The organism is Solibacillus sp. FSL R7-0668 (assembly GCF_038006205.1).
Lineage (GTDB): Bacteria > Bacillota > Bacilli > Bacillales_A > Planococcaceae > Solibacillus.
Map to the genome: position 1 here is coordinate 1,382,145 of NZ_JBBOUU010000001.1, position 26,014 is coordinate 1,408,158.

Below are 26,014 nucleotides of genomic sequence, written 5' to 3' on the forward strand. Positions count from 1 at the left end.
ACATGCAAACAACGATTTTTGTATCAGCCAATAAAATGGAACGTAACGGACGAATCATTGATGCCCGTTACGATTTAACAAATGAGCAATTAGGCAAGCAACTATATGAGGAAGGGCATATTGAAGGGGCCATCTTTTGGGATTTAAATGATGATCTTTCTGATATGACACGTAATGAAGGACGCCATCCACTTCCAAGTAAGGAGCAGCTGCAACAGCTTTTCGAACGAAGTGGTTTACATGTCAATGATGCCATTTATATTTATGACCAAGGTGCATCGCCATTTGCTACGCGTGCCTGGTGGATTTTACATTATGCAGGCTTTCAACACGCGTATATTGTCAACGGGGGCTATCAAGCGATGAAGGCTGCAGGTTTTGCCATATCGGAGGAAGTTCCTACATTTGCTCCGACAACGTTGAATTTACAATGGAATGATGAAATTTTATTAAAACGCTCGGATATTGTGCGTGTAGTAGACGAGAAAGCAAACGTAACATTACTCGATGCGCGTGCCAATGTGCGTTACCGTGGGGAAGAAGAGCCAATGGATGCCGTTGCTGGCCATATTCCAACTGCGAAAAATTATGATTGGGAACAGCTCCGAGAAGGTGCCAATTTAGTTATTACCTCCTCGTTATTAGAAAAAGTAAAAAAAGACGAGGAGATTATTGTGTACTGTGGTTCAGGTGTAACCGCAACACCTGTTTATTCGATTTTAAAACAGGCTGGCTATGAGCAGGTAAAGATTTATATGGCTGGCTATAGCGATTGGGTAAAACACGAACCAATCGAAATTGGTGAAAACCTTTAACTGAATTCAGCTAAATAACATGATTTTTCCGACAAATGGGAAAATCATGTTTTTTAATCTTAAAAAATGAGCGTTCATTCATAAATTATGCTACAGTAAAATTACAAAAATTAGCGAATGAGGGAGTGAATTATTGTGTTATTGAAGAAAAAAACGGAACAGCTGACACAGTCGGGCGTGAATATGGTCAATGGCATTGTCACATTTCAGGCAATCAAGCTGAATGTGCATTGCTTTGAGGTGGACGGCGTGTTAATCGATACAGGTTCGGCTTCACTCTTAAAGGAATTTAAGCCGTTCTTCTCGCAGCTTGATATTGATCAAACGGTATTGACACATTTTCATGAAGATCATTCGGGTGGGGCGCACTATGTGCAAACAAAATTAAATGTACCTATTTATATGAGTGATGTTCGTCGGCAAGAGTGTACATATAAAGCGAAGTACCCTTTATACCGCAAGCTATTTTGGGGGAGTCGTGAGCCGTTCGAAGCAAATGTGATTGGCGAACGCTTTTCCTCGCGCACAGCAAATTGGCAGGTCATTCAAACACCGGGGCATTCCAATGATCATTTAGTGTTTTTAAATGAACAAACCGGCCAGCTCTTTTCGGGTGATTTATTTGTAACACCAAAAACAAAGGTCGTAATGCGTGACGAAAGCATACCACAAATCATCTCGTCAATAGAGCGGGTGCTTACTTATGATTTTGAAGAAGTATTTTGCAATCATGCAGGCTATGTAAAGGATGGTAAAAGAAAGCTACGTATGAAGCTAGATTATTTACAAGAGCTGAGCGGTAAAATTAAGCATATGAATGACGAAGGGCTATCTGTAAAGGAAATCACTGGGCAACTATTCGAGAGAAAATACCCAATTAGTAAGTTTTCTTTAGGTGAATGGGATTCCACGCATATTGTGTCCTCAATACTACGTAAAGGCTAGAAAATGGAGAGAATTTCTTTGGAAGGTAAAGGAAATTCTCTTTTTTTGATTTTTATTATAACGTAATATAACCTTTACAATTCCTTTACAATTGAGAAGGATATGAACTGGATATATTCGTAATGGCGACTTTTTATTTCGAAATAAATATCGAATTTGTCGAATTTCGGCATAAAATCGGTGCTTTTTAATAGGATTCAGAATATTTTGATAGAAAATGATAATTTCAATAGGGAAAGTAGTGTGATTTTCATCGTATGTTTTGTAAAGGTTTTGTTAAGAACAAATAGAAGTATTGAAGAAATTGAAAAGTAGATGTTATGATAACGTAGGTTTTGATTTACAAACTTAATTTTAGGAGGATTTACACCCGTGTTTAATTCAAAAAAACCAGATCCATTTTTCGAAGGATTATTAAATATTGCTAAAAATGTACAGCAAGGTGCCAACTTCGCAAAAGAATGTACCATCTCAAATATTGCAGACTTAAAGCAAATTCAAATTAAAATGAAATCTTACGAAACAGCGGGTGACAAATTAATTCACGAATTAATCGTCAAATTAAATGATTCGTTCATGACACCAATCGAGCGTGAAGACATTTTAGCGCTAGCCATTAAATTAGACGATATTTTAGATGGCATTGAAAACACAATTGCGCATTTTGAAATGTATGCTTTTACAGATTTAAACCAGCATATGCATAATTTCTTAGACTACATTGCAAAATCTTCAGATGAAGCAGTGAAGGCCATGGAATTATTAAACAAAAAGGATTTAATCGGCATGCGTCAACATGCGATTTTAATAAAGGATTATGAACGTCAATGTGATGAAATTTTCCGTGAATCCATTACAGAGCTATTCCAAGTGGAAAAAGATCCAATCCGTTTAATTATTTTTAAGGATTTATATGAACAGTTAGAAGAAATTGCAGATTACTGCCAAAATGTAGCAAATACAATTGAATCGATCATTATGCGAAACGCGTAAAGAAAAGGAGTAAACTATGGATACGTTATTAATTATTACCGTCCTTGTCGTCATCTTTGCGCTCGCATTCGATTTTATTAACGGCTTTCATGACACAGCAAATGCGATTGCCACTTCTGTATCAACGCGTGCGCTAAAGCCGCGTGTGGCAATTCTAATGGCAGCGACGATGAACTTTATCGGTGCGATGACATTCGTAGGTGTAGCAAAAGCGGTAGCATCAGGCATTGTTGATCCATTCTCGCTAAACGCATTTGAAGGGGATGTCACAGGTTCGGTTGTTATTTTAGCAGCACTGAGCTCTGCCATTACTTGGAACTTATTAACATGGTATTTCGGAATTCCATCGAGTTCTTCGCATACGTTAATTGGTTCAATTGCGGGTGCGGCAGTGGCATCAGCAGGCTTTGGTATTTTAAACTATGAAGGCTTCATAAAGATTTTACAGGCATTAATTATTTCGCCTATTCTTGCATTAGGTCTTGGTTTCATCGTGATGAAGATTTTCAAATTCATCTTCCAACGTTCACCATTATATACAACAACAAAAGCCTTCCGATTAACACAAATCGGTACAGCGGCATTGCAATCCTTCACACATGGTACGAATGATGCGCAAAAGGCGATGGGTATTATTACAATGGCATTAATCGCTGCGAATTGGCAATCAACAGATGAAGTACAAGATTGGGTACGCTTTGCCTGTGCATTAGCAATGGGTCTTGGTACATCAGTAGGTGGCTACAAAATCATCAAAACAGTTGGCGGCAAAATTATGAAAATCCGTCCTGTTAACGGGGTAGCAGCTGACTTAACGTCTGCATCAATTATTTTTGGTGCAACAGTAATCGCGTTACCGGTATCGACAACACATGTCATTTCTTCGGCTATTATGGGTGTAGGTGCTGCACAGCGTGTAAAAGGTGTAAAATGGGGGATGGCACGTAAGATTGTCATTACGTGGTTTATCACATTACCAATTTCAGCTGTAATGGCAGGGGCATTTTACTTCGTATACAGCATGATTTTCTAAAATAAAGCGGTACGGCTCCTAATTAAAATATATGAAATAGAGCATGAACGAGTCTATCAAATCAACAAAGATTTGATAGGCTATTTTTATTGCTTTTTTCATCTAAATGATGCTGTGCGGACCAATTTAATCCAATTATTAATGGGATTTTTGAGGGGTAATGTTCTTAAATTAAAATTAAATATTTTCATTTGCTAAAATGAGTTTAGTATGAAAATTATTTTTCTACGTATATTAAGTGTGAATAATATGATAATTAAGATATTATATAAATGAGATAGCTTATATTGTGTATTTACGCATATCAAAAGCATACTAGGAGGTTGATGGATATGAGGCAATCAAGTTATTTGATGTGCACTAATGTTCAAACTCATGCAAAGCTTATTATTAGGAAAGCGATACTTTGCATGGGGTAAAAAAAATCAAACAAATCGCTAGAGCATTTTCTAATAGTATGGCTTTGCACCTTATTTATTTTTATATGAAAATAGGGGAGCTAGCATAATGAACTATGTAAATGCAAATCAAATTTTACCTGAGCATTTATTAAATGAAATCCAAAAATATGTACAAGGTGAAATGATATATATACCGAAGCAGCAACACTCACGTGAAAAATGGGGTTCTAAAAGTGATGGTCGATTATTGATTGACGAGCGCAATTTAGAAATCCAACATTTATTTAAGAATGGAAAAAATATTGAGCAACTAGCCAAACAATATTTTTTGTCTGCTGAAACAATTAAAAAAATTGTTTATTCAAAGAAGTAAATGGAAGCGAAAACTTTATTACATACAACGATTAAGCTATCTAGACATTGCGCTAGATGGCTTTTCGTTTTTTATTAATGAGATTTAAGTAGAAAACAATTCCGAATAGTTTTGTCCCTATTTGTACTAGGAAAAGTAGTCTATGATTGGAATGAATCAATATAGTGAGGAGAAAAGAGAATGCAGATTCAACCGACAACAAATGTATTAGCTTCATGGATGACGAGTTATATCCCTGATAAAGACTTCTTTTTTTTTAACAGAAGAGCAATATAGCAAGGTAATGAATCATTTGGATATACTTGCTATACCTATAGACGAGTTTTTTAGTCATAGTACATATAGTCAGATCCACTATATGAATAGTTATGAGTATTGGAATATAAAATATGCAAAATACGTCATTGTGGCTGAAAGTAACTGGATTGAACAACTGTCGAAAGAGGAAAAGAAATTCATCTTAACTGCTCAAGTACAATGCAAAAGAGGAATGACTGTACCGATTTCATTTATACATAACATCAAAGATATCCCAGTAGATTATATTCAAAACGGCCATGTGGTATTGCAACGTACAATGTGGGAAAATCTGAATCCATATACAAAGGAGAAATTATTATTAAGGATGGTTTATGAATGGTGGGATAAGGGAGAATGTCAAGAAGTCCCCGTCAATTTGCCGAATCATATACATTTGTTTGCCAATACATTTGGGAAAAAACAAGGGGCCAATTGCTTAGCGGCGGTATTATATGCAATTACGGAAGGAAAAAATCCATGGCTCATTCATGAATGGGTACATCAACAAACCTTTTTAGAGAAATTGAAGCAATGTCAGTATCAAATTGTGAAAACGAACAGACCAAATAAAGGCGATGTGGTTATTTGGCAAGATGAAAATGATAACATCCAGCATGCGGCATATTGTATTGAAGAAAATCTTTTTTTTAATAAGCATGGTCAAACGATATTTAATCCTTGGAAACTTTTATCAACGGAGCAACTAAACAAAGAGTGGAGCAGTTTAAAACAACTTATATATAGACGAGCCCAACAAAATTAATACATGACAATGATGCTAGGAAAATAAAATGATACAAAGTTCAATAATCCCCAGCCTCCTTATTGAGAGGGGGTTGCATAGAGAAAGCTCGTCAAACCTTAATCTGGCTTGACGAGCTTTTTCTTTTTTAGATAGTTACCAAATGTAGTATTAGGAACATTTATACTTACTATGAATAGGTTTATTATTATTTCTGTAAAAGCAATTACATACGGCTTCAACTAGATAAGCTGTTAGTTCAACGGAAATAGTTTGGAGTGCTGTATGCTTTGTTTGATGTGTAATTGAAACCATTATTTTCCTCTTACATATGTTATATTAATATAAATCTAAGAAGTATGGTATGACTAAACAATTATTGATTATTTAGAAAGGTGAGAGCGAACGTGAAATTTCAATTTGAGCTTAAAGGCGAGCAATTTAATCCTAATGAGTGGGCAAGTGACAATTGCCATTTAGTTGGAGACTTACAAATTTATGTGGATGGACAGCTGTATTTTACCGAAACACATATAACTATAGTAGGGCTCGCAAAGGAGCTTGGGAAATGGCTAGCTGCAATGCGACATGATTTACGATGCAATTTTATCTATCATTTGATTGATCGAGATGAGCCGATACTACTGTTTGATATACAGCAAAATCGTATGAAGCTGCATTCACCCATTGAACAATTTGAGCCGCCAGCATTACCAGTTGAAACAGTGAAATATGCGGTCCTTCGTTTTTTAGTTGCTTTGAATGAACAGCTTCACAAAATCGATTATATCGAGAAGTTGGACCGTTTTTTGACGGGTGTTGTAACGGAAAATACGAAGGCTATACTGCTGCTTGAGCAGAATGAATATGAGGAGTCATTGGCGTTGTTTAAAAAGCTTGCTGAGGAAGCACCTTCTGTTCAAAGCTTAAACAATTATGCCTGGATGTTTTTGCGAGAGGAAGAAGACCGTGACGAGGCGGAAAGACTACTGCAGCAAGTACTGGCATTTGAGCCACAGTCATCCTTTCCCTATATGATGCTCGGTGAAATTGCGATACATAAACAGCAGTTTGAGGAAGCGAAAAGCTATTTACAGCAGGCTCTTACATTTAGCGAAACAGAAGAAGCAACCTACAATTTAGCACTTGCCCATTTTCAGCTTGGTGCGTACGAGCAAGCGGCACAAACGTTTGCACTTTGTGTGGGTGATTCAGGGCTGACACAGCTGCATGAGGTTGTTTCTTGGGTATACGCAGGGGTGCATGATAAGGCAAAGGCATTGTTAGAGGGCTGGAATGATGAAGCGGATGACTACACAGGTGCGATAGAAATAGCAGACGTTTACGTGGAACTAGGTCAATTTGTGGAGGCTCGTGAGCAGTTTGAAAAAGAGTGGAGCAGCTATTACACTTCGCCGTATATCGTCAGTCGTTTTGCCTATACATTATGGCGATTACAGGACAAAGATGCTTGTCATTCGTTGATTCACCAAGCAATCCAGCAAAATAAAGAGGAAATAAAAGATGAACAGCAGGCTGAACTCGATGAACATTGGACAGCGCAGGATCGTGATGAGCGTATTGTAGAATTAACCGAGCGACAACATACGCTAGAAGCTTTATGGCAACGCCTCGAAAATGGCTCCGTGCCTGCGTTTGAATATGATATGTATCCTATGAGCGGCTGCCAGCTATTTGGCTGTGTGCAGCATGGAAATTTGGAGTATGAAGGAGCTTAATTATGGATATCGAATTAATTCGACTTTATACGTATGAATTACATTGGCATTTGCCAGAAGCAATACAAAAAGAGGCAATGGAATGGCTCACAGAAAACACACCACGCGATCAGCTCGCACTTGTTTTTCCACCGTATGCGAAAAGTTGCTGGCAAAACAGCATGAAAGTGATTGAGGCAATCGGTTATCCAGCTAACAAAGCGGCATTCCCACGGATGGTGGAGCTATTTCAGGATTGTAATTGGCCTGGTGCTGAGGAGGCCGTGCTTTATTTTCAAACCTTAGAGAAAGCGATTGTTATGCCCTATATAGAAGCAGGAGGCAAGCGAGCTATTATTGAACGAGATGAGGAGTGGCTTTGGTTTTTATATGTGGTATGTGAAAGGCTACAGTTTGACCGAGCAGATTTTCAGAATAAGTCGGTGTTTGATACGATGAAAGAAATTTATGAACGTGATGCGTAAAAAAATTAAGCAATAAGATGGAGGTGTAGAGCCGTGTTTACGAACGAACAGCTACAAGCGATGATTCGCCAAGAGGTCGTGAGCGAGCAGTACCCATATTCGACACAGGATGAGCAGGAGCTAAAAAATTATTTGAAATCGATTTTAGCTGAGCTAGAGCGTGCCCAAATTCATTGCAAGGTTGAAAGGGAGCATTTTGGTAGTGGCTATGCTTCTTATATGCAATGGTTTTGCTATGAAGCACAACATATAGAGGTGAAGGAGGATGCGAATAAGCGTGAAGAACATATTCAAGGCTTGCACGTCCTCATTAGCCGATTAGCCCCTGTAATTCTAATAGGCAATGCAGATGAAAGTAATGCCTATTCATTGTCAGGCGAGTATTTGGGTGGGGGAAAGAGCATGTTGGATGAACCTTACCAGCTTGTAATTGAGCCTCGGTTTGAACAGCTATTTCAAACGCTCGAGCGAATTTTTATGAAATACCATTTTACCGTGCTACGTAAGGAAGACATCGAGTCGCTACTAGCTTTTGATGTAGCCATTCCGACACTGTCGCGCAGGAAAGGGAAGTATCTTGTATGGGATGCGATTTTTTACTGGGAGGATTAGGAGATGCTATTTACAGGTCATTATTTTGATAACTACCGACTCTTTGATGTGACAGATGAAATGATTGAGCGCGCCCAGCAAAAGCTGAAAGTGATATTCAAAGGAGCTAAACTAAATGTGTAAGGAACGAACAAAATGTTTAAAAGTAGAAGCTGATTTCAGCGCGGATCCGTTATGGTGTAATAAATGCTATGGCAATTTAGAGCTAGACGAATTTCCATTATCAAAAACATTAAAGACCGAGCTGTTAGAGTGGGTGGCTGCATACGGTACATGGATTGAGTGGGAGACAGACGGCATTGTGGCGGGTGGTGTTGCAATGGAGGCACAGCATAATGTGCGTGGGGCAGAGCTGACTGAACAGGTTAAACAAGAGCTAGAGGGACAATATGAAGTCGTATTTTCGCCATCAACCTTTGCGAAAAGACATAGCGAAATCTAAGGTATTAAGCAGAATAAAAAAATCGCTTTCCTTTTTTATGGAGTTAAGACAACAACACCAAAAGGAAGAGCGATTTTAATGCGCCATAATAATACCACATAGAACACATTTAACCGCCAATAACTGGGTCGCATAAAAATGCTAGTTTCCAACTTTATAGCAACCGCTAGATGAGGTTATTTTTTAGAGCTCAATCTCTGTTCTATTTGCTTAAATTCCTCGCTATCTCTCATTGGTGGTTCATCATCTTGCTCGCCTAATTTCCAATTGATTAGTGCGGTAATAAGTGCGAATAAAAGTGCGCCTTGCCAAGTAATCGAAATCGTATCCATAAAGGTATCGATTACTTTAATTAGCCCAAATGTGAGGCAGGTATTAAGTATGATTGATAACCAACCTTTACTTGATTGGATAATGTCCAGCGATTTTAAAGCTTTTGGTAGCGCATTTGCAATGAGTGAAAGGGGCATTTCAAGAAATACATACAGCACAAAGAATAATAATAAAGCACCAATTGAATTGTATTGTAGCCCGAAAATCTTTAGAAATATGTATTCAAAAATAGCAAATCCTAATAAAGCTATGCCTAGGATAGATGTACATATAACGATTATTTTTAAGTTCTTTATTTGTGATGCCTCCAGTCATTTTCATGGATAGATATTTTTCCCTAACTAGTTATGTACATGCTAGTAAATACTAATGCTCATTTTTTCTTTTCAATAAATATAAACAAATAAATTAAGAGATTAACAGAAAAAATTGTCAACATGATGCCATTGATTGCGCGCATTAAATAGGTATCATTAGGGTATCCAAAAATGATGTAACCGATAGCATAGATGGCTGCAACCCACTTTATACTAGTAAAAATGTTTTTCTTCATAAGTTACCCCTTTTCAAATTTGCATCTACATATAATTTAGCGAAGTAAGCGTTGATAGTTTACTCCGCCAAATGATGTATTAAATTATTTTATAAAGATAGTGGATGATTAAGGCAATCTTCGTCAGTCCATAAGATATCGCTGACCAAAATGCTGTTTTTGATTTTGATATAGTGCAAACGAACGAATCCTCAAGGAAGCCGTTAACACAGCTAATAAATCTGTGGCGGGTTGTTCATTCATAATTTTTATGATGATTAAAATTATAATGAAAACGCAAATACTTAAAATATGCGTTGAATCATCTGAGGTTTCTTTCTGCATGTTTTGCTCCTTATTGAATCACTTCCATTTGCTCCGTTAACGCAAGTACCTCTTCAAATGTAAGCTCTTCATCTTCTAATATAATGCCGTAACGTAGGCCATCTTCATCCCATTGTAGGAGTTTGAAAAATTGTTCATCTGTTATTTCAGCAGGTTGACCATGGACTTTTACAGCGCTATCAGTCGAAAACGGTTCTGTATCTGTTGGGATGAAAACCGATAGCGTAAAGGCAGGCTCACCGTCCTTTAAATACGTAAGCGCAATTTCCTTCGTTTCAGGTACTTCCATATCTTCAATCGTTAATAGCTCATAGCCTGTAGATGCTGGGAAGGCTAGGAAGTCACCAAGCATTTTTTGAGCCTCTGACGCCGTAATTTGTGTTGGCATCGTAACGTCTATTGTTTCCATTGCTGCATCGGCAGGGAGGTCTAATACAAATTGATCCGCTGAAATTTTTGCGTCAGGCTCAAATTTTGTGAATTCCATTGTTAGCTTCATATCCTCTGTAATTGATACAGTTTTTAAGGTCATCCACGTTTTCTTGTCTACCCAAATTTCGATATCACCAATTAAAGAACCTTTTTCCTTTGCCTTGGCGATTAAATGATACGTTTCACGTCCTGCGATTTTTTCACTATCCCCAACAGAAATATCATGTGTGTCTTTAATTAATTCCAATGTTTGCATCGCTTGTTCCTTTAATGTTGGACGGACAAAGCCCTCCATATCATCGGTTACGGTATAGGTTGAACCAGAATTAAGTGTTGGATTGTAAAGTGTAACTGTTTTGCCGTCATTAACTGTAAGTGTTTCCTCACCTGTAGCATCTAGCATTTCAATACGAATCTTTCCGTTATGCTCCCATTGTTTTGCCGTATAGCTTCCTTCACCATCAACGTTCATCTTATATTCCGCATAGTAAGAAGAAAGTTCTGTTGTTTCCTCCATCGCTTGATTTAAAATTTCCTGTGGTGAATATTGTTCGGTTTCGCTGCAAGCTCCTAGTGCAAGCGTTAATGTTAGTGCTGCTGCATAAACTACTTTTTTCATTCCTTTTCCTCCTGTGGTAGCCAAATGATAAAGGCTGTTTCGTTTTGTTTCGATACGACTTTAATTGTGCCGTGATGCTTCTCAATAATATCTTTGGCAATCGTTAGTCCTAATCCCGTACCTCGATTACCTGTTTTTGTTCGTGCTTGGTCAACCTGATAAAGTGGTTCAAAAATCTGGTTTAATTGCTCAGCTGGAATTTCTGTGCCTGTATTTGTCACAATGATGTAGACGCCAGTCGTTTTAGTTAAATGCATAGAGCACCAGTTAGGCGCCAAATGTGGATTGAATGCTGCAATGCGAATTGTTCCACTTGTGTTTGCATAGCGCCAAGCATTCGATAATAAATTATCTAACACACGCATGAGCTGTTTTGGCTGTACGTAAAAGGTCCCTGTCACATGACAGCTTATTGTACAAATAAATCCTTTTTCCCGACTAATATCCTCATAATCTGCAAGGAGCATGTCAAAAAATTCTTCGCCATCCACTGCTACAAGCTCCATTTCATAAGTAGGTGACTGCAATAGTGAAAACATCGTTAACTCATCAAGTAGCTGTTTCATATATACGGTTTTCGCTGTAATAATCGATAAATATTCCTCTTTGTTTGCATCACCTTCAGATAAAAGGCTCTCGGTATAAGCTTGAATAGATGTGAGCGGTGTCTTTAAATCATGCGAAAGACTCGCCAGCATATAGTGTTTTTGCTGTTGCTCCTGCTGTAAATGTGCGCGTGCTGCTAAAATTTCTTGTTGCATTGCTTCAAAGCTAGTGCTAAGTTCACCGATTTCATCTTTTCTACTAGGTAAAGGCTCGATTAGGAGTCCTTTCGCAAAGTGCTGCATCTGTTGTTGTAGCTGCCGAAGTGGCTTGTTTAAACGACGATGTAAAAACCAAATGACCAAACTATACAGAATCAGTAAAATTGCAGCTAAACCAATCAATACAAGGGTCATTTTAGATTCCACATGGTCTACCCATTCCGTACGAGCGAGTGAGATTTTATAAATACCGATGATTTGCTTTTCTTGATAGACAGGCTCTTTATAGACAAACGCATCGTACGTTTGTTCAAGCTCATATAAATGCTGATAAAGCTTCTTTTTATTCTCAAAATTTGCCTGACTAACAAATGGGTTGGAGGCATATAACACACGACCACTCGCGTTATAAAGCGTTATCATGAGGTAATTATTTGTTGTCTGTTCGAGCGCTGCATAATTCGCAGACGTTGAATAAAGAGAAGGATCTGTAAGCAGCTTCTTTACATCTGTTACCGTATTCCACTTGTCAAAATACTCCTCAACATGCTTGTCCTGATAGTAGTTGTTAATTGAAACATAAAGCCCATAAAAAGCGGCAAGCGGGATAAGCATAACGAGTAAGTAGGTAAGGAGTAACCATGTTTTGATTTTCATAATGGCTCACCGATAAAGCGATAACCCTTGCCCCAAACGGTTTGAATAAAATGTGGATTTTTCACAGGGTCGCCTAGCTTTTCTCGTAGTGCTTTAATATGTACGGTAACGGTATGTAGCTGATCCATATCTGCTTGCTGCCAAATATGCTGATAAAGTGCTTCTTTTGTAAAGAGTTCAAGTGGATGCTGGGCGAATAGCTTTAATAAGTCATATTCTTTTTGTGTCACATTGACTTCGGCTTCGTTCAAATAAACAAGCTGTTCTTGCCAATGAATCGTCAATCCATTTGAAAAATGTTGAATGTTTTGTGGAAGGGTTAGGTGATTGTAGCGATACCAACGTTTTAACTGCGCGCGTACTCGTGCCTTTAATTCTTCTAAAGAAAAAGGCTTCGCTAAATAATCATCCGCATCCGCAAGTCCCGTCACTTTATCGACTTCCGTATTTCGTGCACTAATCATAATGACAGGAATATCACTTTCAAGTCGAATATGTTCGATTACCTGTAAACCATCCATTTCAGGTAGCATCCAATCAACGAGCACTAAATCAAAGCGAGCTGCTTTAAAATCTGCTAACCCTTCTAATCCTGTTGTTGCCCACGTGACATTGTAGCCATCATTCGTTAATGTATGCTGAATGATTTTCGCAATTTCTTGATCATCTTCTATGAGTAGTATTTGGTTCATGCTTACGCCTCCTGAAAAAAATATAACAATTGATACGGTGAATATTGAAAACTTTATACATTCTTTATATTTATTGTGCATTATTTCAGCATAATAGGGATTCATTTGGAAGAATCTATTTAAATATATGTAGTGATGGAGATAAAATGGGTTTTAATTCACACTTAAAGGTAGTTTTTGATAGAAAATAGTATTGCAAATGGGTATTAGATGAGGGATTTTGAGTGTTTTTGGAGATGAAGGCTTAAGATCTCAACATATTTATGTTAATTTACAAGGTATCTTATTTAAGAATTGGATGAAATGATGGTTGTTTGTATTTCGAGCGTGATTTGCTGAATTATTTTTTTTTAAGAAACTTCTAGAAACTAAAACTAGGAAAGATAGACTCATTTCACCTATCTTCCCTAGCAAAAATAATTTTACCATTCAACTAGACAGTTGTTTTACTGTAAAGTCTGCTGAAATTGTTGGTGGACGGCTTCAATCGGGATAAATAACCCAACCTTGCCATAAGGTTCACGTGATCCGGTTGCAAAAACAACGCCGATGACCCGCCCAGCTTCATTAATGACGGGGCTACCACTATTGCCTCGGTATACAGGAGCATTCATCATTACAATATCAGTTTTTATATCCGTAGCATTTGTATAGCCGAGCAGCTTTCCTTCATTCGCAATGCCACTAAAGGCGAGGGGATTACCGATGAAATAAACATGCTCATTTTTAGTGAATGTACTGTCTTCCGCTAAGGTTAAATGTGGCAACTCACGGCCATCTATCTTTAATAAGGCTACATCATATTCCTCATAAGCCTCAACAACCTGTGCTTCGTATAAGGAGTCATCTGGAAAGACAACTGTAATCGTTAAAGCATCATCAATGACATGCTCGTTCGTTAAAATAAAGCCATCCTCTGAAATAGCGAAACCTGTCCCTTTTCCGGAATCGGTGTTAATTGTTACAACGGCCTGCTTGTATGTTTGAATGTTTTCTTGGCTAGAAAGCTTGGCCGATACTTTTAAAAATTCAATGGCCGGAATAGAGTAGATATTAAATATAATCGCAAAGGTATTGAAAATTAATGTAAACGCCATGAGCCAAACGACGATTCGTACAACAGGCTTTTGGCGTTTTGGCTTCATAGGGGTAGGATTTAAACGGCGTTCGCGTTCCTCAGCGAGCGCTTTTTGTTGTTCGTCTAATACAAGTTCTAAAAATTCTTCTTCTGTGAGCTCTTCGGTCGATTTATGTTCAGTCATGTAATTCCCTCCGATATGTATAAGTGTAACAAATTGTGAGAAATTTGTGACGACATCTTTTTGAACAAATATTTTTATTTTTGAAGTATGTGAATTTCTTCATATTACACGAGCGAAAATACTTCGTGCAAATAATCACACAATTTCGCCCTTTAAAGCGCTAGTTTGAAAATGACAGCCCTTACATTTATTTTCTTAATATAATTGATTGTGTAAAGATGAGCAATCCAAAAGGAAACGAAAATGACGCTTGAAGCGTTGATGCCAAAGGATTTTTAACGAATTTTATGAGTAATGTTTATAATTCAAATATTATTGTTGACATAAGGGTGAGAAACCCATAATATACGTAAATATAAAGAAAATTCAAACAATTAGAAAAGGATGATGAGAATGGATTTAATGAAGAAGTCGTTAGAAATGCATGAAAATTTTGGTGGTAAGATGGAGATTCGCTCAAAGGTACCTGTTCAGGACAAATATGATTTAAGCTTAGCGTATTCACCAGGTGTGGCAGCTCCATGTTTAGAAATTGAAAAAAATCCATCAAAGGTGTATGACTACACAATGAAGGGCAATTTAGTAGCAGTTATCACAGATGGGACGGCAGTGTTAGGACTTGGAGATATTGGTCCAGAGGCAGCGTTACCAGTAATGGAAGGGAAGGCGCTATTATTAAAACGCTTTGCCAATGTGGATGCGGTCCCAGTTTGCTTAAATACAAAGGATGTCGATGAGATTGTGCAAGTTGTCAAAGCGATTTCTCCTACATATGGGGGGATTAATTTAGAAGATATTTCAGCGCCACGCTGCTTTGAAATTGAAGACCGTTTGCGTGCTGAATGTAATATTCCTGTCTTTCATGACGATCAGCACGGGACAGCGATTGTTGTAGGTGCTGCGTTAATCAATGCATTAAAAATTGTGAAAAAGCAGCCGAAAAATATGAAGGTTGTCATTAATGGCGCGGGTGCAGCGGGTATTGCCATCTTACGTATTTTAATTCAGATGGGCTATGTAAACGTATTAATGTGTGATACAAAAGGAATCATTTATGAAGGGCGACAAGAGGGGATGAACCCGATTAAAGAACAAGTCGCAAATATAACGAATCCTTATCAATTACGAGGAACATTAGATGAAGCGCTTGTGGATGCGGATGTATTTATCGGTGTTTCTGCGGCTGATTTGCTGAAGGAGCATCATATTAAATCAATGGCAGCAGAACCAATAGTTTTTGCCTTAGCTAATCCAAATCCAGAAGTAACACCGGATAATGCTAAAAAATGGGGCGTAAAAATTATCGGTACAGGGCGCTCAGATTATGCAAATCAAATTAACAATATGCTTGCATTCCCGGGTATTTTCCGTGGTGCATTAGATGTACGAGCAACAGATATTAACGAGGACATGAAGTTGGCTGCGGTTGAAGCTATTGCCTCATTGGTGACGGATGAAGAGTTAAATGAAGACTTTATTGTACCAAGCTCTATGGATGAGCGTGTAGCGGGGGTAGTCGCAAAAGCTGTAGGTTCTGCCGCGATTGAATCTGGCGTGTCGGATTTGTTCCAGCAAACAGCTGTTGTACAAGAAACAACTACGATTGCGATATAAAAATAAGCGATGGCGTTCCGTATATTGGACGCCATCGCGTTTCTTCCTTAGTGTGCGGCGATTTCTGCTGTTAGCTCTTCAAGCTGTGTAATTAACTCACCGATAAATGCAATCGTTTCGCGTAATGGCTGCTCGGTTGAAAGATCTACACCTGCCATTTGTGCTAATTCTAGCGGTGATTTTGTACCACCAGCTTTTAATACGTCTATCCAATCTGCAACGGCTGATTCGTCCCCGTTCGAAATGCGACGATACACCTGTGTAGAAATCGTTAAACCAGCAGAATACGTATATGGATATAAGCCCATATAGTAGTGTGGCTGGCGCATCCAAGTTAGCTCCGCACCTTCATTTACTTCTATTGCATCGCCCCAGAAGTTTTCTAATACTTTGCGTTTGATTTCGTTCAGCTTCGGTGCATTGACTGTACCACCTGCGTCTACGATTTCGTACACTTTGCGTTGGTAGGCCGCTTCTAGTAAATGTGTAACAAAGTTGTGGTAGTACGTACGGCTAATAATTGTTGAAATGACCCAACGTTTGAAGCGTGCGTCTGTTGAGTTTTTCAATAAATAGTTGGCCATTAACATTTCGTTCATTGTGGATGGTGCTTCAATAAAATAAAGTGATGGACGCGCATTAAACACATTTTGCGCATCATTTGCTAAATAGAAGTGTCCCGCGTGACCAAGTTCATGTGCAAGAACGAATACTTCATTCATACGGCTTGTCCAAGAAATTAAAATATATGGGTGTACACCGTATGGGCTAGAACAGAATGCCCCTGTTGATTTTCCTACATTTTGTGCGAAATCAATCCAGCGCTCATCAAATGAACGATCCAGCATATGCGCATAATCCTCGCCCATAATCGCTAGGCCGTCCTTCATGTATTTGCGCGATTCTTCGATAGTAATTGTAGGCTCATAAGTTGGGTCTAATGAAATTTTCAAATCGGCAAATGTCATACGGTCTAATTGATGTGCTTTTTGAATAAGCTTTGCATAGCGGCGCATATGTGGTGCCAACTCGGTAGTAATTAAATCAATTTGACGATCGTACATAGAGCGGTCTACGCGCTGCGGTTGTAATAATGAATCGAAAATCGAATCATAGCCTCGTAAGTCAGCTTCTGTTTTTTCCATTTGAATATGCGTGTTATACGTCTTTGCTGTTGTATGCTGGTAGTCACGTAGTTTCTTAGAAAATGCATCAAAGGCAGCGCGGCGTTTTACTGTATCCGTTTCGAGCTCCCAGTCGCCTTCAAATAAATTATAGCTCATTGGATACGATTGACCATCCACCTCAAAATCAGGGAATTGCATATCAACTAATTTCGTTGTGTTATAAAGTTCGTATGGTGCGTTAAATGTCGCACCAAATGCAGCTAATGCTTTTTCAGCCTGTGGATGTAATTGATGCGGCTTTTGTACTAATAATTTATCAATAAAGTTTTTGTATTCTGGCTTTACGTTTTGCGCCTCTTTTAATACGGCTTCATCTAATGCTAGTAAATCACTTGTAACAAATGAAAGCTTCGTTGCGATTGTTGCAGCTAATGCGCCAAAGTTTGCCGAACGCATTTGATTTTCTGTATTTGTTTGATCGACACTGCTTGCAAGATTCGCAAACGTTCCGATGGGTACCATTTTTTCTTGGATTTTTTCTGTTACCTCGATTGCTTTTATAGCACTATTCACATCCGCAATGCTGCCTTCTAAGCTAGTTGCCGCATCATCTACAAATGCTTTTAAATCCTCGATTGCGGCTGTATAATCTGTTTCGGTTGCGAATAAATCTTCTAAATTCCATGTTTCTTGCACAGGTACTTCGCTACGTTTTATTGTTGACATCATATGCCCTCCTATTTGTTACGAATTTCGAAATAAATAATAACATATTTCAGAATATTTAGGAAGTAAATGGCGATAATAAATTCTTTGTTGTCAATTCGAGAAAACCTTATAATGGAATTAAGGATTTTCATATGGATGAAAGAGTGTGATAAGGGTGAATGAAGTAAAGGATTGTAGTTTGATTTTAGAAGGGGGCACTTTCCGTACGGTGTATACTGCGGGTGTGCTGGATGCATTAATGGAGGAAGAAATTGTGATGCCGTATATTGCTGCGATATCAGCGGGCGCAATTAATGCGGTTTCGTATATGTCGAATCAGCCGGAGCGTACAATGCGTGTATTAACGACATATCGCAATGACCCGCGCTATATGGGACCACGCAATATTTTAAAGGAAAAAAGTATTTTCGGACTGGATTTTGCGTATAATGTCGTGCCGAATGAGCTCGATTTATTTGATTGGGAGGCGTATTATAATTACCCTGGTGAAGTGGAATTTGGGGTAACGAATGCGTATACCGGAAAAGTGGAGTACAAGCAGGCACATACGATGAACAAAACATGCGACATTTTACAAGCCACATGTGCCATTCCGGTATTGTTTCCCGAAATTAAAATCGGCAATGCACCCTATTATGACGGGGGACTAACCGATTCGATTCCAGTAAAGCGCGCTATTGAAAAGGGTTTTGAGAAGCATTTGCTCATCTTAACACGCGAGCCGGGCTATTTAAAAGAGGCATCGAAATCATCTACTTGGGTAACGAAGCTATTCAAAAAGCGTTATCCACGTTTGGCAGCTGCAATGAATCAGCGCCCTGAACACTACAATGAAACGATGCAGTTTATTAGCGAACTGGAACAGAAGGGCAATGCATTCATATTCAAACCAGACCGCGCGCTAAAAAGCTTTGAAAATAAGGTGGATCAAATGAAGGCGAACTATTATATGGGCTACGAGCAAGCAACAAAGCAAATGGCGGAGTTGAAGCTGTTTTTAGGGGTGTAGATGCAAGGTCGGCTGTATTATAATAATGTTTTAAACGAAAAGGCATGGAAAATCGTAATGGATTTTTACATGTCTTTTTTATGTGCAAATCCACATTGCTATGTTGTATAAATTTTTTAAGAGGGTGGATTATTTTGTTGCTCAAGTTCTTGCTCTATTTCTTCATTACTAAGTTCTGGAGGTTTAGCTGGTTGTTGTTTATTTTTAAAATATAGTCCCACTTCTGAGTAATTAATGCCGTGTTTTACTGCTAAAAAAATCACGATATATAAAACAAGTATCCAAAATATTATCACCATTTTAACCCTCTTTCTAAACTATCAATTTAATAAATATTACCATATATTAGATAGGGGTAATATACAAAAAAATAGGCAAACAATTACGTAGTGTATATTGCTTGCCTTAAAAAAGGATTTGCTCGAAACAGCTATCTATATACACTAGTGCGTTTCTTTTGTAATCGTGATATTCAACCAGCCAAACAAAATTGTGATGACTGGGCTAAGTAAGCAGAAAAATGCAAATGGTAAGTAATCGAGTACAGGAACATTCAACGTCGATACAATAAATAAACCACATACACTCCATGGAACAAGCGGGTTAATGACAGTCCCTGCATCTTCAATGGTGCGTGCTAAGTTTTTCGGATGAAGCTTTAACTGCTTGAACTTTTCTTTAAAGGCCTCTCCTGTTAAAAGCAGTGATAAATATTGTTCACCAATCGTGAAGTTAATGCCAATTGCTGTAAATGCTGCACCAGTAATGACAGAGCCCACTGATTTTAATTGGCTTTGCAATGTTTCTAAAAGTGTTTGAATAATGCCCAGTGCAAATAAAAGACCGCCCATCGAGAGGGAAAGCACAATTAAAATGATCGTAAACAGCATACTATTCATGCCACCACGGGATAGTAGCGAATCAATTGCAGCTACACCTGTTTCCATAGAATAGCCGTTATATAAAATCGAAAACAGTTCATTTAATGGAATGGTGCTATGGAAATACGCAATCACAATGCCGCTGATGGCACTAATCGCAAGTGTAGCAAGGCTTGGAACCTTCAATATGGTACAAACAATCAGCACGACTAATGGCAACACAGAATACCAATGGATTAAGTTTGTCGCAAGGAGTGTTTCCTTGTAGCTATTAATGAGCGTGGTATCAATTTCATCCGCATTTGGAGATAGCACCGCATAGCCAATAAGTGTTAGGACGAATGCTGGAAACGTTGTATACATCATATTTTTGATATGTGCAAAAAGGTCAATACCTACGACAGTTGCTGCAAGATTAGTTGTATCTGATAACGGTGACATTTTATCCCCGAAAAAAGCCCCTGATACAATTGCGCCAGCAGTAATGGAAAGTAAAGCATCAATAGAGCTGGCGACACCCAGCATTGCCACACCAATCGTAGCTACGGTCGTAAGGGAGCTACCAATCGCCGTACCGATAATACTCGTAATAATAAAAACAATTGCGTAAAAGAAGGTCGCCGATACAATTGACAGCCCCATAAATAATAAGGTTGGAATGGTACCACCAATAAGCCAGCTACTAATTAAAATACCAATTAACAGAAAAATATAAATCGCGCCAATGCTTGTAGCAACGGATTGTATCATACTTTTCTCCATTGTTTTAAAAGGCACTTTTTTAACAATACCGTAGACGATCAATAACGTAATCGAAATTAATATAGGCACATGAGGCACACTTTCGAGCTTGATAATGGAATAGGAAATCATTGCAATAATGCTAAGCATAAGAAGTAATGCCTCGATGAAATGAGGTTTTACGTGCTGAGTTTGATTCATGAAGTCAAAACCTTTCGAGAAATTATTTTCGCGCTTCAACGCGTCGAAGTACGAAAGCTAGTGTAGCACTTTATCGGGGAAAAGGGAAGAGGAAAATAAAAAGTAGCGCAAACTGAAATCCAATTTGCACTACTATTATCTATTAATCCGCTAACATAATTTGCTCTAATTGTAATGGCTCGATATACGTATCGCCTTTGTATGCGCGCATATTACCGCCTGAAATTTCATCAATTAATAAAATTTCGTTTGTTTTCGCATCGCGGCCAAATTCTAATTTAATATCATACAGTGTTAAGCCTTTTTTCGCTAGCTCTGCACCAACGAATTTTGAAATTTCAATCGTACGTTGTTTTAAGATGGCATATTCTTCGCGTGTTAACAGGTTTAACATCGCTAATGCATCTTCTGAAATTGGAGGATCTTGACGGTCATCGTCTTTAATTGTTACTTCTACAAACGCGTCTAAATCTTGCCCTTCCGTAGCATAGGCACCGTAACGACGTAAGAATGAACCAACAGCTTTAAAGCGGCAAATAACTTCTAAGCCTTTTCCGAACACTGTTGCAGGCTTTACAGTCATCGTTTGCTCTTCGAAGTTAGCATCTACATAATGAGTAGGTACGTTAAGCTCGTTTAATTTAGAGTAGAAGAATGATGTTAATTTTAAGCCAGCTAAGCCAGCGCCGTCGATTGTTAATCCTACTGTGTTAGCACCTGGATCGAACACACCGTTTTCACCTGTAACATCATCTTTGAATTTTAATAAATAAAGTTCATTTTCTAATTTAAATACATCTTTTGTTTTACCAGTATAAATTAATTCCACGCTAAAAAACCTCCAATTTGAATTCTTTTTTATTATAACACGAATGTTATTGTGTTGAGTATATAAAATCGTTCGTTTTTGTAAGAAAGACGTCTAACAACTATTGCCGGAAGTGGAAATACAGTGCACATTAAGGCGTACATTTGCTATACTACAACTAAGAAAAGGAGTGGTAATCATGGTAGAAACATATCATAATGTTGTCGTAGCAGTAGACTTTTCAGAAAAAGCAAAAATTGCATTTGAACGCGGTGTCCGCATTGCAAAGTTAACAGGTGCTACACTTCACCTTGTTTGTGTAATTGATACACATTCGTTTGGTTCTGTGGAAGCATATGATTTAAAATATGCAAAAGAACTAAAAGAAAAAGCAGCTGTACATTTAGACGAATACAAAAAAATAGCGGTTGAAGCGGGTGTTGAGAATATCCGAACAATCGTGGAAGAAGGCTCGCCAAAGGTTATTTTAACGAGTTTAACTGAATCGGATTTAATCATTGTTGGTGCAACAGGGTTAAACCGCGCTGAACGCTTCTTACTTGGCTCTGTGTCAGAAAATGTTGTACGCAATGCGAAATGTGATGTATTAGTCGTACGTTAAACGAATTTGAAAACCGCAACCCCGAAGAGGAGATTGCGGTTTTTCATTGACTATTAGTACACGCCTTCAACGAGCATACCGTTCGCTACTCTAACAAAGCCTGCAATATTAGAACCTACTACTAAGTTCCCCTCATAGCCATATTTCTTCGCTGCTTCTGAGCTTTCGTTGAAAATAGATTTCATAATATCATGTAATTTGGCATCTACTTCCTGGAATGTCCAGTACGTACGGCTGGAATTTTGTGCCATTTCTAATGCGGATACTGCCACACCTCCAGCATTTGCTGCTTTGGCAGGTCCGAATAATACACCGCTATCTAAAAATTCATTGATTGCTTCTAAGTTCGAAGGCATGTTGGCACCTTCTGCAACAACTTTTACACCGTTTGCGATTAATGTACGTGCTTGATCGCCATTAATTTCATTTTGAGTTGCACAAGGTAGGGCAATATCACATGGAATTGTCCAAATTCCTTCGCAGCCTGCTGTAAATACAGCATTCGGACGGTATGTTACATATTCGCTAATACGTTTGCCTTCTACTTCTTTTAATCGCTTCACAATTTTTAAATCGATGCCTTCTGCGTCGTAAATATAGCCTGAAGAATCAGAGCAAGCAACAACCTTAGCGCCAAAATGCTGAGCTTTTTCAATTGCGTAAATGGCAACATTACCTGAACCAGATACAACAACCGTTTTGTTTAAGAATGTGCTATTTGCCTCACGTAGCATTTCGCTTACGAAGTATACTAAACCATAGCCAGTTGCCTCTGTACGTGCTAATGAACCACCATAACCAGGCTTTTTACCAGTTAATACGCCCGATTCATAGGCACCACGGATACGCTTGTATTGGCCCCATAAATAGCCAACCTCACGCGCACCTACACCAATATCGCCTGCAGGAACATCGACATCTGGACCAACATAACGGTATAATTCTGTCATAAATGCTTGGCAGAAGCGCATAATTTCTGCATCTGATTTCCCTTTTGGATCAAAGTCAGAGCCACCTTTACCACCGCCAATAGGTTGACCTGTTAAAGCATTTTTAAAAATTTGCTCGAATGCTAAAAACTTCATAATGGATTCGTTTACTGTTGGATGGAAACGTAAGCCGCCTTTATATGGTCCGATGACATTGTTGTATTGTACACGGTAACCACGATTTACTTGTACGTCGTGATTATCATCTTGCCAAGCAACTCGGAATGAAACGATGCGATCAGGTTCTACGATACGCTCTAAAATATTATGTTTGATGTATTCAGGATGCTGTTCGAATACAGGAACTAATGATAGGAATATTTCTTCCGCTGCTTGTAAGAATTCTGGTTGATGTGCGTTCTTTGATTGTAGTTTAGAGAATACGTTATCAACGTATTGTTTTGCATTATTAATCAAGGCTGTTGTCATTTTGTAACCCCCAAATTTATTGTTAGCTCTACATTAGTACGAATTATCTCGCAATTCAATTTAATTTTATGTGACATGGGCTTGTAAAATTGATGTGAGAAAGGGAAAACGCTTTCATAAAGCTATATTAAAATAATAAAAAATAGTCAATATTAGGAAGGGTGGATATTTATTTTAAAGCTATTAATTGATGCAGATGCCTGCCCAGTTGTTTATTTGGCGCTGTTTGTTTCATCTCAATTTGAGATAATACCTATCTTGTTCTGCGATACGTCTCATCGTGTAGAGCGTGAAAATGTAAAAACTATTATTGTCGACAAAGGACCAGATTCGGTCGACTTTAAGCTCTTGAGTGAACTAAAACGCGGTGATATCGTTATTACAGGCGACTATGGCCTTGCAGCTATGTGTTTGGCAAAAGGTGGAATAGTCCTCACACATAACGGTAAAGAACTGACGTCTGACAACATAGATCAACTGTTGGCATTTCGCTATGAAAGTGCGAAAATAAGACGTGCAGGAGGTCGCACAAAGGGGCCTAAAAAACGTACGGAAGAAAACAATTTGGCGTTTGAAGTGAAATTTCGACAAATTTGTGAACGTGCGATTTTACTGAAGGAGGAGAAACGGCATGAGTGAGCAAAAAATCGATGTAAACGCTTTAATAGCAGGCTTTCCATTAATTGAAAAGCTGCAAACACAACAATATGTATTTTGGGTTAATGAGCCATTATTTATTCAAAAGCAAACAATTTCGTCTATTTCTATGGAAATGATTCGGAATGCCGAACAAAAATTACAACGTTTTTCTTCATATATAAAGGAAGTATTTCCGATGACAAAATTTTCTGGCGGCCTGATTGAATCCGATTTAAAGGAAATCCCTTATATGAAAAAATTAATCGAAGGACGCCGTGGCTTTGCAATTCCAGGGACACTGATGCTGAAATGCGACCATGCGTTACCAATCGCAGGCTCGATTAAAGCACGAGGGGGCATTTATGAAGTGTTGAGTCACGCTGAAAAGCTAGCCCTAGATGCAGGACTTATCTCAAAAACAGATGATTATGCCAAATTCGCATCCGATGAAATGCGCGTATTTTTCAGCCAATACAAAATTGCGGTTGGGTCAACAGGCAATTTGGGGTTAAGTATCGGAATGATGGGGGCTAAATTAGGCTTTCAAGTAACGGTGCATATGAGTGTGGAGGCTAAACAATGGAAAAAAGAATTATTGCGTAAAAACGGTGTAGAAGTGATTGAACATCAAACGGATTATACAGAGGCAGTGCGCCAAGGTCGAATTGCAGCAGAACAAGATGCTACATGTCATTTTATTGATGACGAAAATTCAGTTGATTTATTTTTAGGGTATGCGGTTGCCGGCTTGCGTTTACAGGAGCAGTTAAAGCAGGCGAAAGTAAAGGTTGATGCAGAACATCCATTATTTGTGTATTTACCATGTGGTGTTGGTGGTGGGCCAGGTGGGATTGCCTATAGCTTAAAGCAAATTTACGGTGAAAATGTGCATATTTTCTTCGGAGAGCCAATGCAGTCGCCTTGTATGCTACTTGGGATGATGACCGGCTTACACGATGAAATTAGCGTGGGTGATATTGGATTAACAAACCAAACAGAGGCGGATGGCTTAGCTGTTGGGCGTCCATCCCGTTTTGTAGGGACGTTAATGGAATCCGTGCTGAGCGGATGCTATACTGTGGACGATAGCTTTTTATTTAGAAGTTTAAAGGGTATGTTCGAAACGGAAAATATTTTTATGGAGCCATCTGCGCATGCAGGGGTTTATGGACCAATCGAATTAATGATGCAAGGTGTCGGGTATTTAGAGAAGCATAATTTACAACAAAAGCTACCTCAAGCGACGCATATTATTTGGTCTACTGGTGGTGACTTGGTGCCTGAAGAATTACGCCAGCAGTATTTACAGACAGAGATTTAGAGGGGAAGACAGCTGTGTTAATTTTTATCGTCATTGTAGCGTTATTTGCGGCAGGGATGCTGGATTTAAAGCTACGCAAGAAATTTAATATCGAAAAAAACCAAAAATTTATGGATCAATATGTAGGCATTTGGCATTTGTTTTTAGAGGTGTTCTTATGCTTTATGTTCTTATCGTTTGTGACGGTCAATGTATTTGATCAGAAAACGGTTTACGCATTGCTAATGGCCTTTATTATGGTGCTGTTTATGATTCGTGGATTCCTTGAATTTTTATTTAGACGTGAGATGCGTCGTCATATTATCTCCTTTACATATGTTGCGCTTTGTGCGGTATGTAGTGTGGCGATTGCGTTGTTTATGAAATAAAATGAGGGTGTGCTGCTTACGATGATCACGTAGGCGGCACA

The 26,014-nt window shown here is 38.5% G+C and carries 28 protein-coding genes; 16 read left to right on the forward strand and 12 right to left on the reverse strand.

What is annotated here, in order from left to right; translation table 11 throughout:
• Positions 1–2 precede the first annotated feature (2 nt).
• The 10 genes from MKX47_RS06550 (at position 3) to MKX47_RS06595 (ending at position 8,859) form a co-directional block, all read left to right on the forward strand.
• A complete protein-coding gene (locus tag MKX47_RS06550) occupies positions 3–815 on the forward strand; it encodes a sulfurtransferase (protein WP_340772318.1) in 813 nt (270 codons plus the stop codon).
• A 135-nt stretch (positions 816–950) separates the two neighbouring features.
• Positions 951–1,760 (forward strand): MBL fold metallo-hydrolase, encoded by an 810-nt coding sequence (locus MKX47_RS06555; RefSeq protein WP_340772319.1) that lies wholly within the window; start codon positions 951–953, stop codon positions 1,758–1,760.
• Positions 1,761–2,132: 372 nt separating this feature from the next.
• Complete coding sequence (locus tag MKX47_RS06560) at positions 2,133–2,753, forward strand: DUF47 domain-containing protein (RefSeq protein WP_340772320.1); 621 nt, start codon at positions 2,133–2,135, stop codon at positions 2,751–2,753.
• 16 nt (positions 2,754–2,769) lie between these two features.
• A complete protein-coding gene (locus MKX47_RS06565; RefSeq protein WP_340772321.1) occupies positions 2,770–3,786 on the forward strand; it encodes an inorganic phosphate transporter in 1,017 nt (338 codons plus the stop codon).
• 507 nt (positions 3,787–4,293) lie between these two features.
• The gene (locus MKX47_RS06570) at positions 4,294–4,560 is read left to right on the forward strand and encodes a CD3324 family protein (RefSeq protein ID WP_340772323.1); all 267 of its coding nucleotides are present in this window, start codon (positions 4,294–4,296) and stop codon (positions 4,558–4,560) included.
• Positions 4,561–4,843: 283 nt separating this feature from the next.
• Positions 4,844–5,623, forward strand: coding sequence for a hypothetical protein (locus tag MKX47_RS06575; RefSeq protein ID WP_340772324.1), 780 nt, complete (start codon positions 4,844–4,846; stop codon positions 5,621–5,623).
• Positions 5,624–6,009: 386 nt separating this feature from the next.
• A complete protein-coding gene (locus MKX47_RS06580; protein ID WP_340772325.1) occupies positions 6,010–7,341 on the forward strand; it encodes a tetratricopeptide repeat protein in 1,332 nt (443 codons plus the stop codon).
• A 2-nt stretch (positions 7,342–7,343) separates the two neighbouring features.
• A complete protein-coding gene (locus MKX47_RS06585) occupies positions 7,344–7,805 on the forward strand; it encodes a hypothetical protein (RefSeq protein ID WP_340772326.1) in 462 nt (153 codons plus the stop codon).
• Between the two features lie 33 nt (positions 7,806–7,838).
• A complete protein-coding gene (locus MKX47_RS06590; RefSeq protein ID WP_340772327.1) occupies positions 7,839–8,417 on the forward strand; it encodes a hypothetical protein in 579 nt (192 codons plus the stop codon).
• A gap of 115 nt (positions 8,418–8,532) precedes the next feature.
• Positions 8,533–8,859: a hypothetical protein gene (locus tag MKX47_RS06595; RefSeq protein WP_340772328.1), complete on the forward strand. Its 327-nt coding sequence runs from the start codon at positions 8,533–8,535 to the stop codon at positions 8,857–8,859.
• Between the two features lie 176 nt (positions 8,860–9,035).
• On the opposite strand, the gene MKX47_RS06600 is transcribed toward MKX47_RS06595, so the two are convergent.
• From MKX47_RS06600 to MKX47_RS06625, 7 genes are all read right to left on the reverse strand, one after another.
• The gene (locus tag MKX47_RS06600) at positions 9,036–9,503 is read right to left on the reverse strand and encodes a YrvL family regulatory protein (protein WP_340777729.1); all 468 of its coding nucleotides are present in this window, start codon (positions 9,501–9,503) and stop codon (positions 9,036–9,038) included.
• A gap of 62 nt (positions 9,504–9,565) precedes the next feature.
• Positions 9,566–9,745, reverse strand: a complete 180-nt coding sequence (locus MKX47_RS06605) for a hypothetical protein (protein WP_340772329.1) — start codon at positions 9,743–9,745, stop codon at positions 9,566–9,568.
• Between the two features lie 123 nt (positions 9,746–9,868).
• Positions 9,869–10,069 (reverse strand): DUF6442 family protein, encoded by a 201-nt coding sequence (locus tag MKX47_RS21425; protein WP_445683572.1) that lies wholly within the window; start codon positions 10,067–10,069, stop codon positions 9,869–9,871.
• A gap of 10 nt (positions 10,070–10,079) precedes the next feature.
• The gene (locus MKX47_RS06610; protein ID WP_340772330.1) at positions 10,080–11,120 is read right to left on the reverse strand and encodes a LolA family protein; all 1,041 of its coding nucleotides are present in this window, start codon (positions 11,118–11,120) and stop codon (positions 10,080–10,082) included.
• Positions 11,117–12,541 carry a sensor histidine kinase gene (locus tag MKX47_RS06615; RefSeq protein ID WP_340772331.1) on the reverse strand — a complete coding sequence of 475 codons (1,425 nt, stop codon included), beginning with the start codon at positions 12,539–12,541 and terminating at the stop codon, positions 11,117–11,119. Before MKX47_RS06615 ends, MKX47_RS06610 begins: the two co-directional genes overlap by 4 nt.
• Positions 12,538–13,233, reverse strand: a complete 696-nt coding sequence (locus tag MKX47_RS06620; RefSeq protein ID WP_340772332.1) for a response regulator transcription factor — start codon at positions 13,231–13,233, stop codon at positions 12,538–12,540. The genes MKX47_RS06615 and MKX47_RS06620 overlap by 4 nt, the downstream gene beginning before the upstream one ends.
• 446 nt (positions 13,234–13,679) lie before the next feature.
• Positions 13,680–14,495: a S1C family serine protease gene (locus MKX47_RS06625; protein ID WP_340772333.1), complete on the reverse strand. Its 816-nt coding sequence runs from the start codon at positions 14,493–14,495 to the stop codon at positions 13,680–13,682.
• Between the two features lie 393 nt (positions 14,496–14,888).
• Here MKX47_RS06625 and MKX47_RS06630 point away from each other — a divergent pair, with 393 nt between their 5' ends.
• Positions 14,889–16,109 carry an NAD(P)-dependent malic enzyme gene (locus MKX47_RS06630; RefSeq protein ID WP_340772334.1) on the forward strand — a complete coding sequence of 407 codons (1,221 nt, stop codon included), beginning with the start codon at positions 14,889–14,891 and terminating at the stop codon, positions 16,107–16,109.
• Positions 16,110–16,156: 47 nt separating this feature from the next.
• Here MKX47_RS06630 and pepF read toward each other — a convergent pair whose 3' ends face one another.
• Positions 16,157–17,962 carry an oligoendopeptidase F gene (gene pepF, locus MKX47_RS06635; protein ID WP_340772335.1) on the reverse strand — a complete coding sequence of 602 codons (1,806 nt, stop codon included), beginning with the start codon at positions 17,960–17,962 and terminating at the stop codon, positions 16,157–16,159.
• A gap of 157 nt (positions 17,963–18,119) precedes the next feature.
• On the opposite strand from pepF, the gene MKX47_RS06640 reads away from it, so the two are divergent.
• Positions 18,120–18,974: a patatin-like phospholipase family protein gene (locus MKX47_RS06640; RefSeq protein ID WP_340772336.1), complete on the forward strand. Its 855-nt coding sequence runs from the start codon at positions 18,120–18,122 to the stop codon at positions 18,972–18,974.
• Positions 18,975–19,090: 116 nt separating this feature from the next.
• Here the strand turns inward: MKX47_RS06640 and MKX47_RS06645 are convergent, their stop codons facing one another.
• From MKX47_RS06645 to MKX47_RS06655, 3 genes are all read right to left on the reverse strand, one after another.
• On the reverse strand, positions 19,091–19,273 hold the full coding sequence (locus MKX47_RS06645; RefSeq protein WP_340772337.1) for a hypothetical protein: 183 nt from the start codon (positions 19,271–19,273) through the stop codon (positions 19,091–19,093).
• Between the two features lie 144 nt (positions 19,274–19,417).
• On the reverse strand, positions 19,418–20,797 hold the full coding sequence (gene nhaC, locus MKX47_RS06650; protein ID WP_340772338.1) for a Na+/H+ antiporter NhaC: 1,380 nt from the start codon (positions 20,795–20,797) through the stop codon (positions 19,418–19,420).
• Positions 20,798–20,939: 142 nt separating this feature from the next.
• On the reverse strand, positions 20,940–21,626 hold the full coding sequence (locus MKX47_RS06655; protein WP_340772339.1) for a phosphoribosylaminoimidazolesuccinocarboxamide synthase: 687 nt from the start codon (positions 21,624–21,626) through the stop codon (positions 20,940–20,942).
• 178 nt (positions 21,627–21,804) lie between these two features.
• On the opposite strand from MKX47_RS06655, the gene MKX47_RS06660 reads away from it, so the two are divergent.
• Positions 21,805–22,227: a universal stress protein gene (locus MKX47_RS06660; protein WP_340772340.1), complete on the forward strand. Its 423-nt coding sequence runs from the start codon at positions 21,805–21,807 to the stop codon at positions 22,225–22,227.
• Positions 22,228–22,280: 53 nt separating this feature from the next.
• On the opposite strand, the gene gdhA is transcribed toward MKX47_RS06660, so the two are convergent.
• Positions 22,281–23,645, reverse strand: a complete 1,365-nt coding sequence (gene gdhA, locus MKX47_RS06665; protein ID WP_340772341.1) for an NADP-specific glutamate dehydrogenase — start codon at positions 23,643–23,645, stop codon at positions 22,281–22,283.
• 171 nt (positions 23,646–23,816) lie between these two features.
• On the opposite strand from gdhA, the gene MKX47_RS06670 reads away from it, so the two are divergent.
• The 3 genes from MKX47_RS06670 to MKX47_RS06680 are packed head-to-tail and all read left to right on the forward strand — an operon-like array spanning position 23,817 to position 25,973.
• Entirely contained in the window at positions 23,817–24,284 is a 468-nt protein-coding gene (locus MKX47_RS06670; RefSeq protein ID WP_340777732.1) for a YaiI/YqxD family protein, read from the forward strand.
• Positions 24,277–25,605, forward strand: coding sequence for a D-serine ammonia-lyase (locus MKX47_RS06675; protein ID WP_340772342.1), 1,329 nt, complete (start codon positions 24,277–24,279; stop codon positions 25,603–25,605). The genes MKX47_RS06670 and MKX47_RS06675 overlap by 8 nt, the downstream gene beginning before the upstream one ends.
• 14 nt (positions 25,606–25,619) lie before the next feature.
• Positions 25,620–25,973: a DUF4181 domain-containing protein gene (locus MKX47_RS06680; protein WP_340772343.1), complete on the forward strand. Its 354-nt coding sequence runs from the start codon at positions 25,620–25,622 to the stop codon at positions 25,971–25,973.
• Positions 25,974–26,014 lie beyond the last annotated feature (41 nt).

Coding starts and splice junctions, on each gene's coding strand:
- MKX47_RS06550 (WP_340772318.1), top strand. CDS start 3: ATGCAAACAACGATTTTTGTATCAGCCAATAAAATGGAACGTAACGGA.
- MKX47_RS06565 (WP_340772321.1), top strand. CDS start 2,770: ATGGATACGTTATTAATTATTACCGTCCTTGTCGTCATCTTTGCGCTC.
- MKX47_RS06570 (WP_340772323.1), top strand. CDS start 4,294: ATGAACTATGTAAATGCAAATCAAATTTTACCTGAGCATTTATTAAAT.
- MKX47_RS06575 (WP_340772324.1), top strand. CDS start 4,844: ATGAATCATTTGGATATACTTGCTATACCTATAGACGAGTTTTTTAGT.
- MKX47_RS06585 (WP_340772326.1), top strand. CDS start 7,344: ATGGATATCGAATTAATTCGACTTTATACGTATGAATTACATTGGCAT.
- MKX47_RS06595 (WP_340772328.1), top strand. CDS start 8,533: ATGTGTAAGGAACGAACAAAATGTTTAAAAGTAGAAGCTGATTTCAGC.
- MKX47_RS06605 (WP_340772329.1), bottom strand. CDS start 9,745: ATGAAGAAAAACATTTTTACTAGTATAAAGTGGGTTGCAGCCATCTAT.
- MKX47_RS21425 (WP_445683572.1), bottom strand. CDS start 10,069: ATGCAGAAAGAAACCTCAGATGATTCAACGCATATTTTAAGTATTTGC.
- MKX47_RS06610 (WP_340772330.1), bottom strand. CDS start 11,120: ATGAAAAAAGTAGTTTATGCAGCAGCACTAACATTAACGCTTGCACTA.
- MKX47_RS06615 (WP_340772331.1), bottom strand. CDS start 12,541: ATGAAAATCAAAACATGGTTACTCCTTACCTACTTACTCGTTATGCTT.
- MKX47_RS06620 (WP_340772332.1), bottom strand. CDS start 13,233: ATGAACCAAATACTACTCATAGAAGATGATCAAGAAATTGCGAAAATC.
- MKX47_RS06625 (WP_340772333.1), bottom strand. CDS start 14,495: ATGACTGAACATAAATCGACCGAAGAGCTCACAGAAGAAGAATTTTTA.
- MKX47_RS06630 (WP_340772334.1), top strand. CDS start 14,889: ATGGATTTAATGAAGAAGTCGTTAGAAATGCATGAAAATTTTGGTGGT.
- pepF (WP_340772335.1), bottom strand. CDS start 17,962: ATGTCAACAATAAAACGTAGCGAAGTACCTGTGCAAGAAACATGGAAT.
- MKX47_RS06645 (WP_340772337.1), bottom strand. CDS start 19,273: ATGGTGATAATATTTTGGATACTTGTTTTATATATCGTGATTTTTTTA.
- nhaC (WP_340772338.1), bottom strand. CDS start 20,797: ATGAATCAAACTCAGCACGTAAAACCTCATTTCATCGAGGCATTACTT.
- MKX47_RS06660 (WP_340772340.1), top strand. CDS start 21,805: ATGGTAGAAACATATCATAATGTTGTCGTAGCAGTAGACTTTTCAGAA.
- gdhA (WP_340772341.1), bottom strand. CDS start 23,645: ATGACAACAGCCTTGATTAATAATGCAAAACAATACGTTGATAACGTA.
- MKX47_RS06675 (WP_340772342.1), top strand. CDS start 24,277: ATGAGTGAGCAAAAAATCGATGTAAACGCTTTAATAGCAGGCTTTCCA.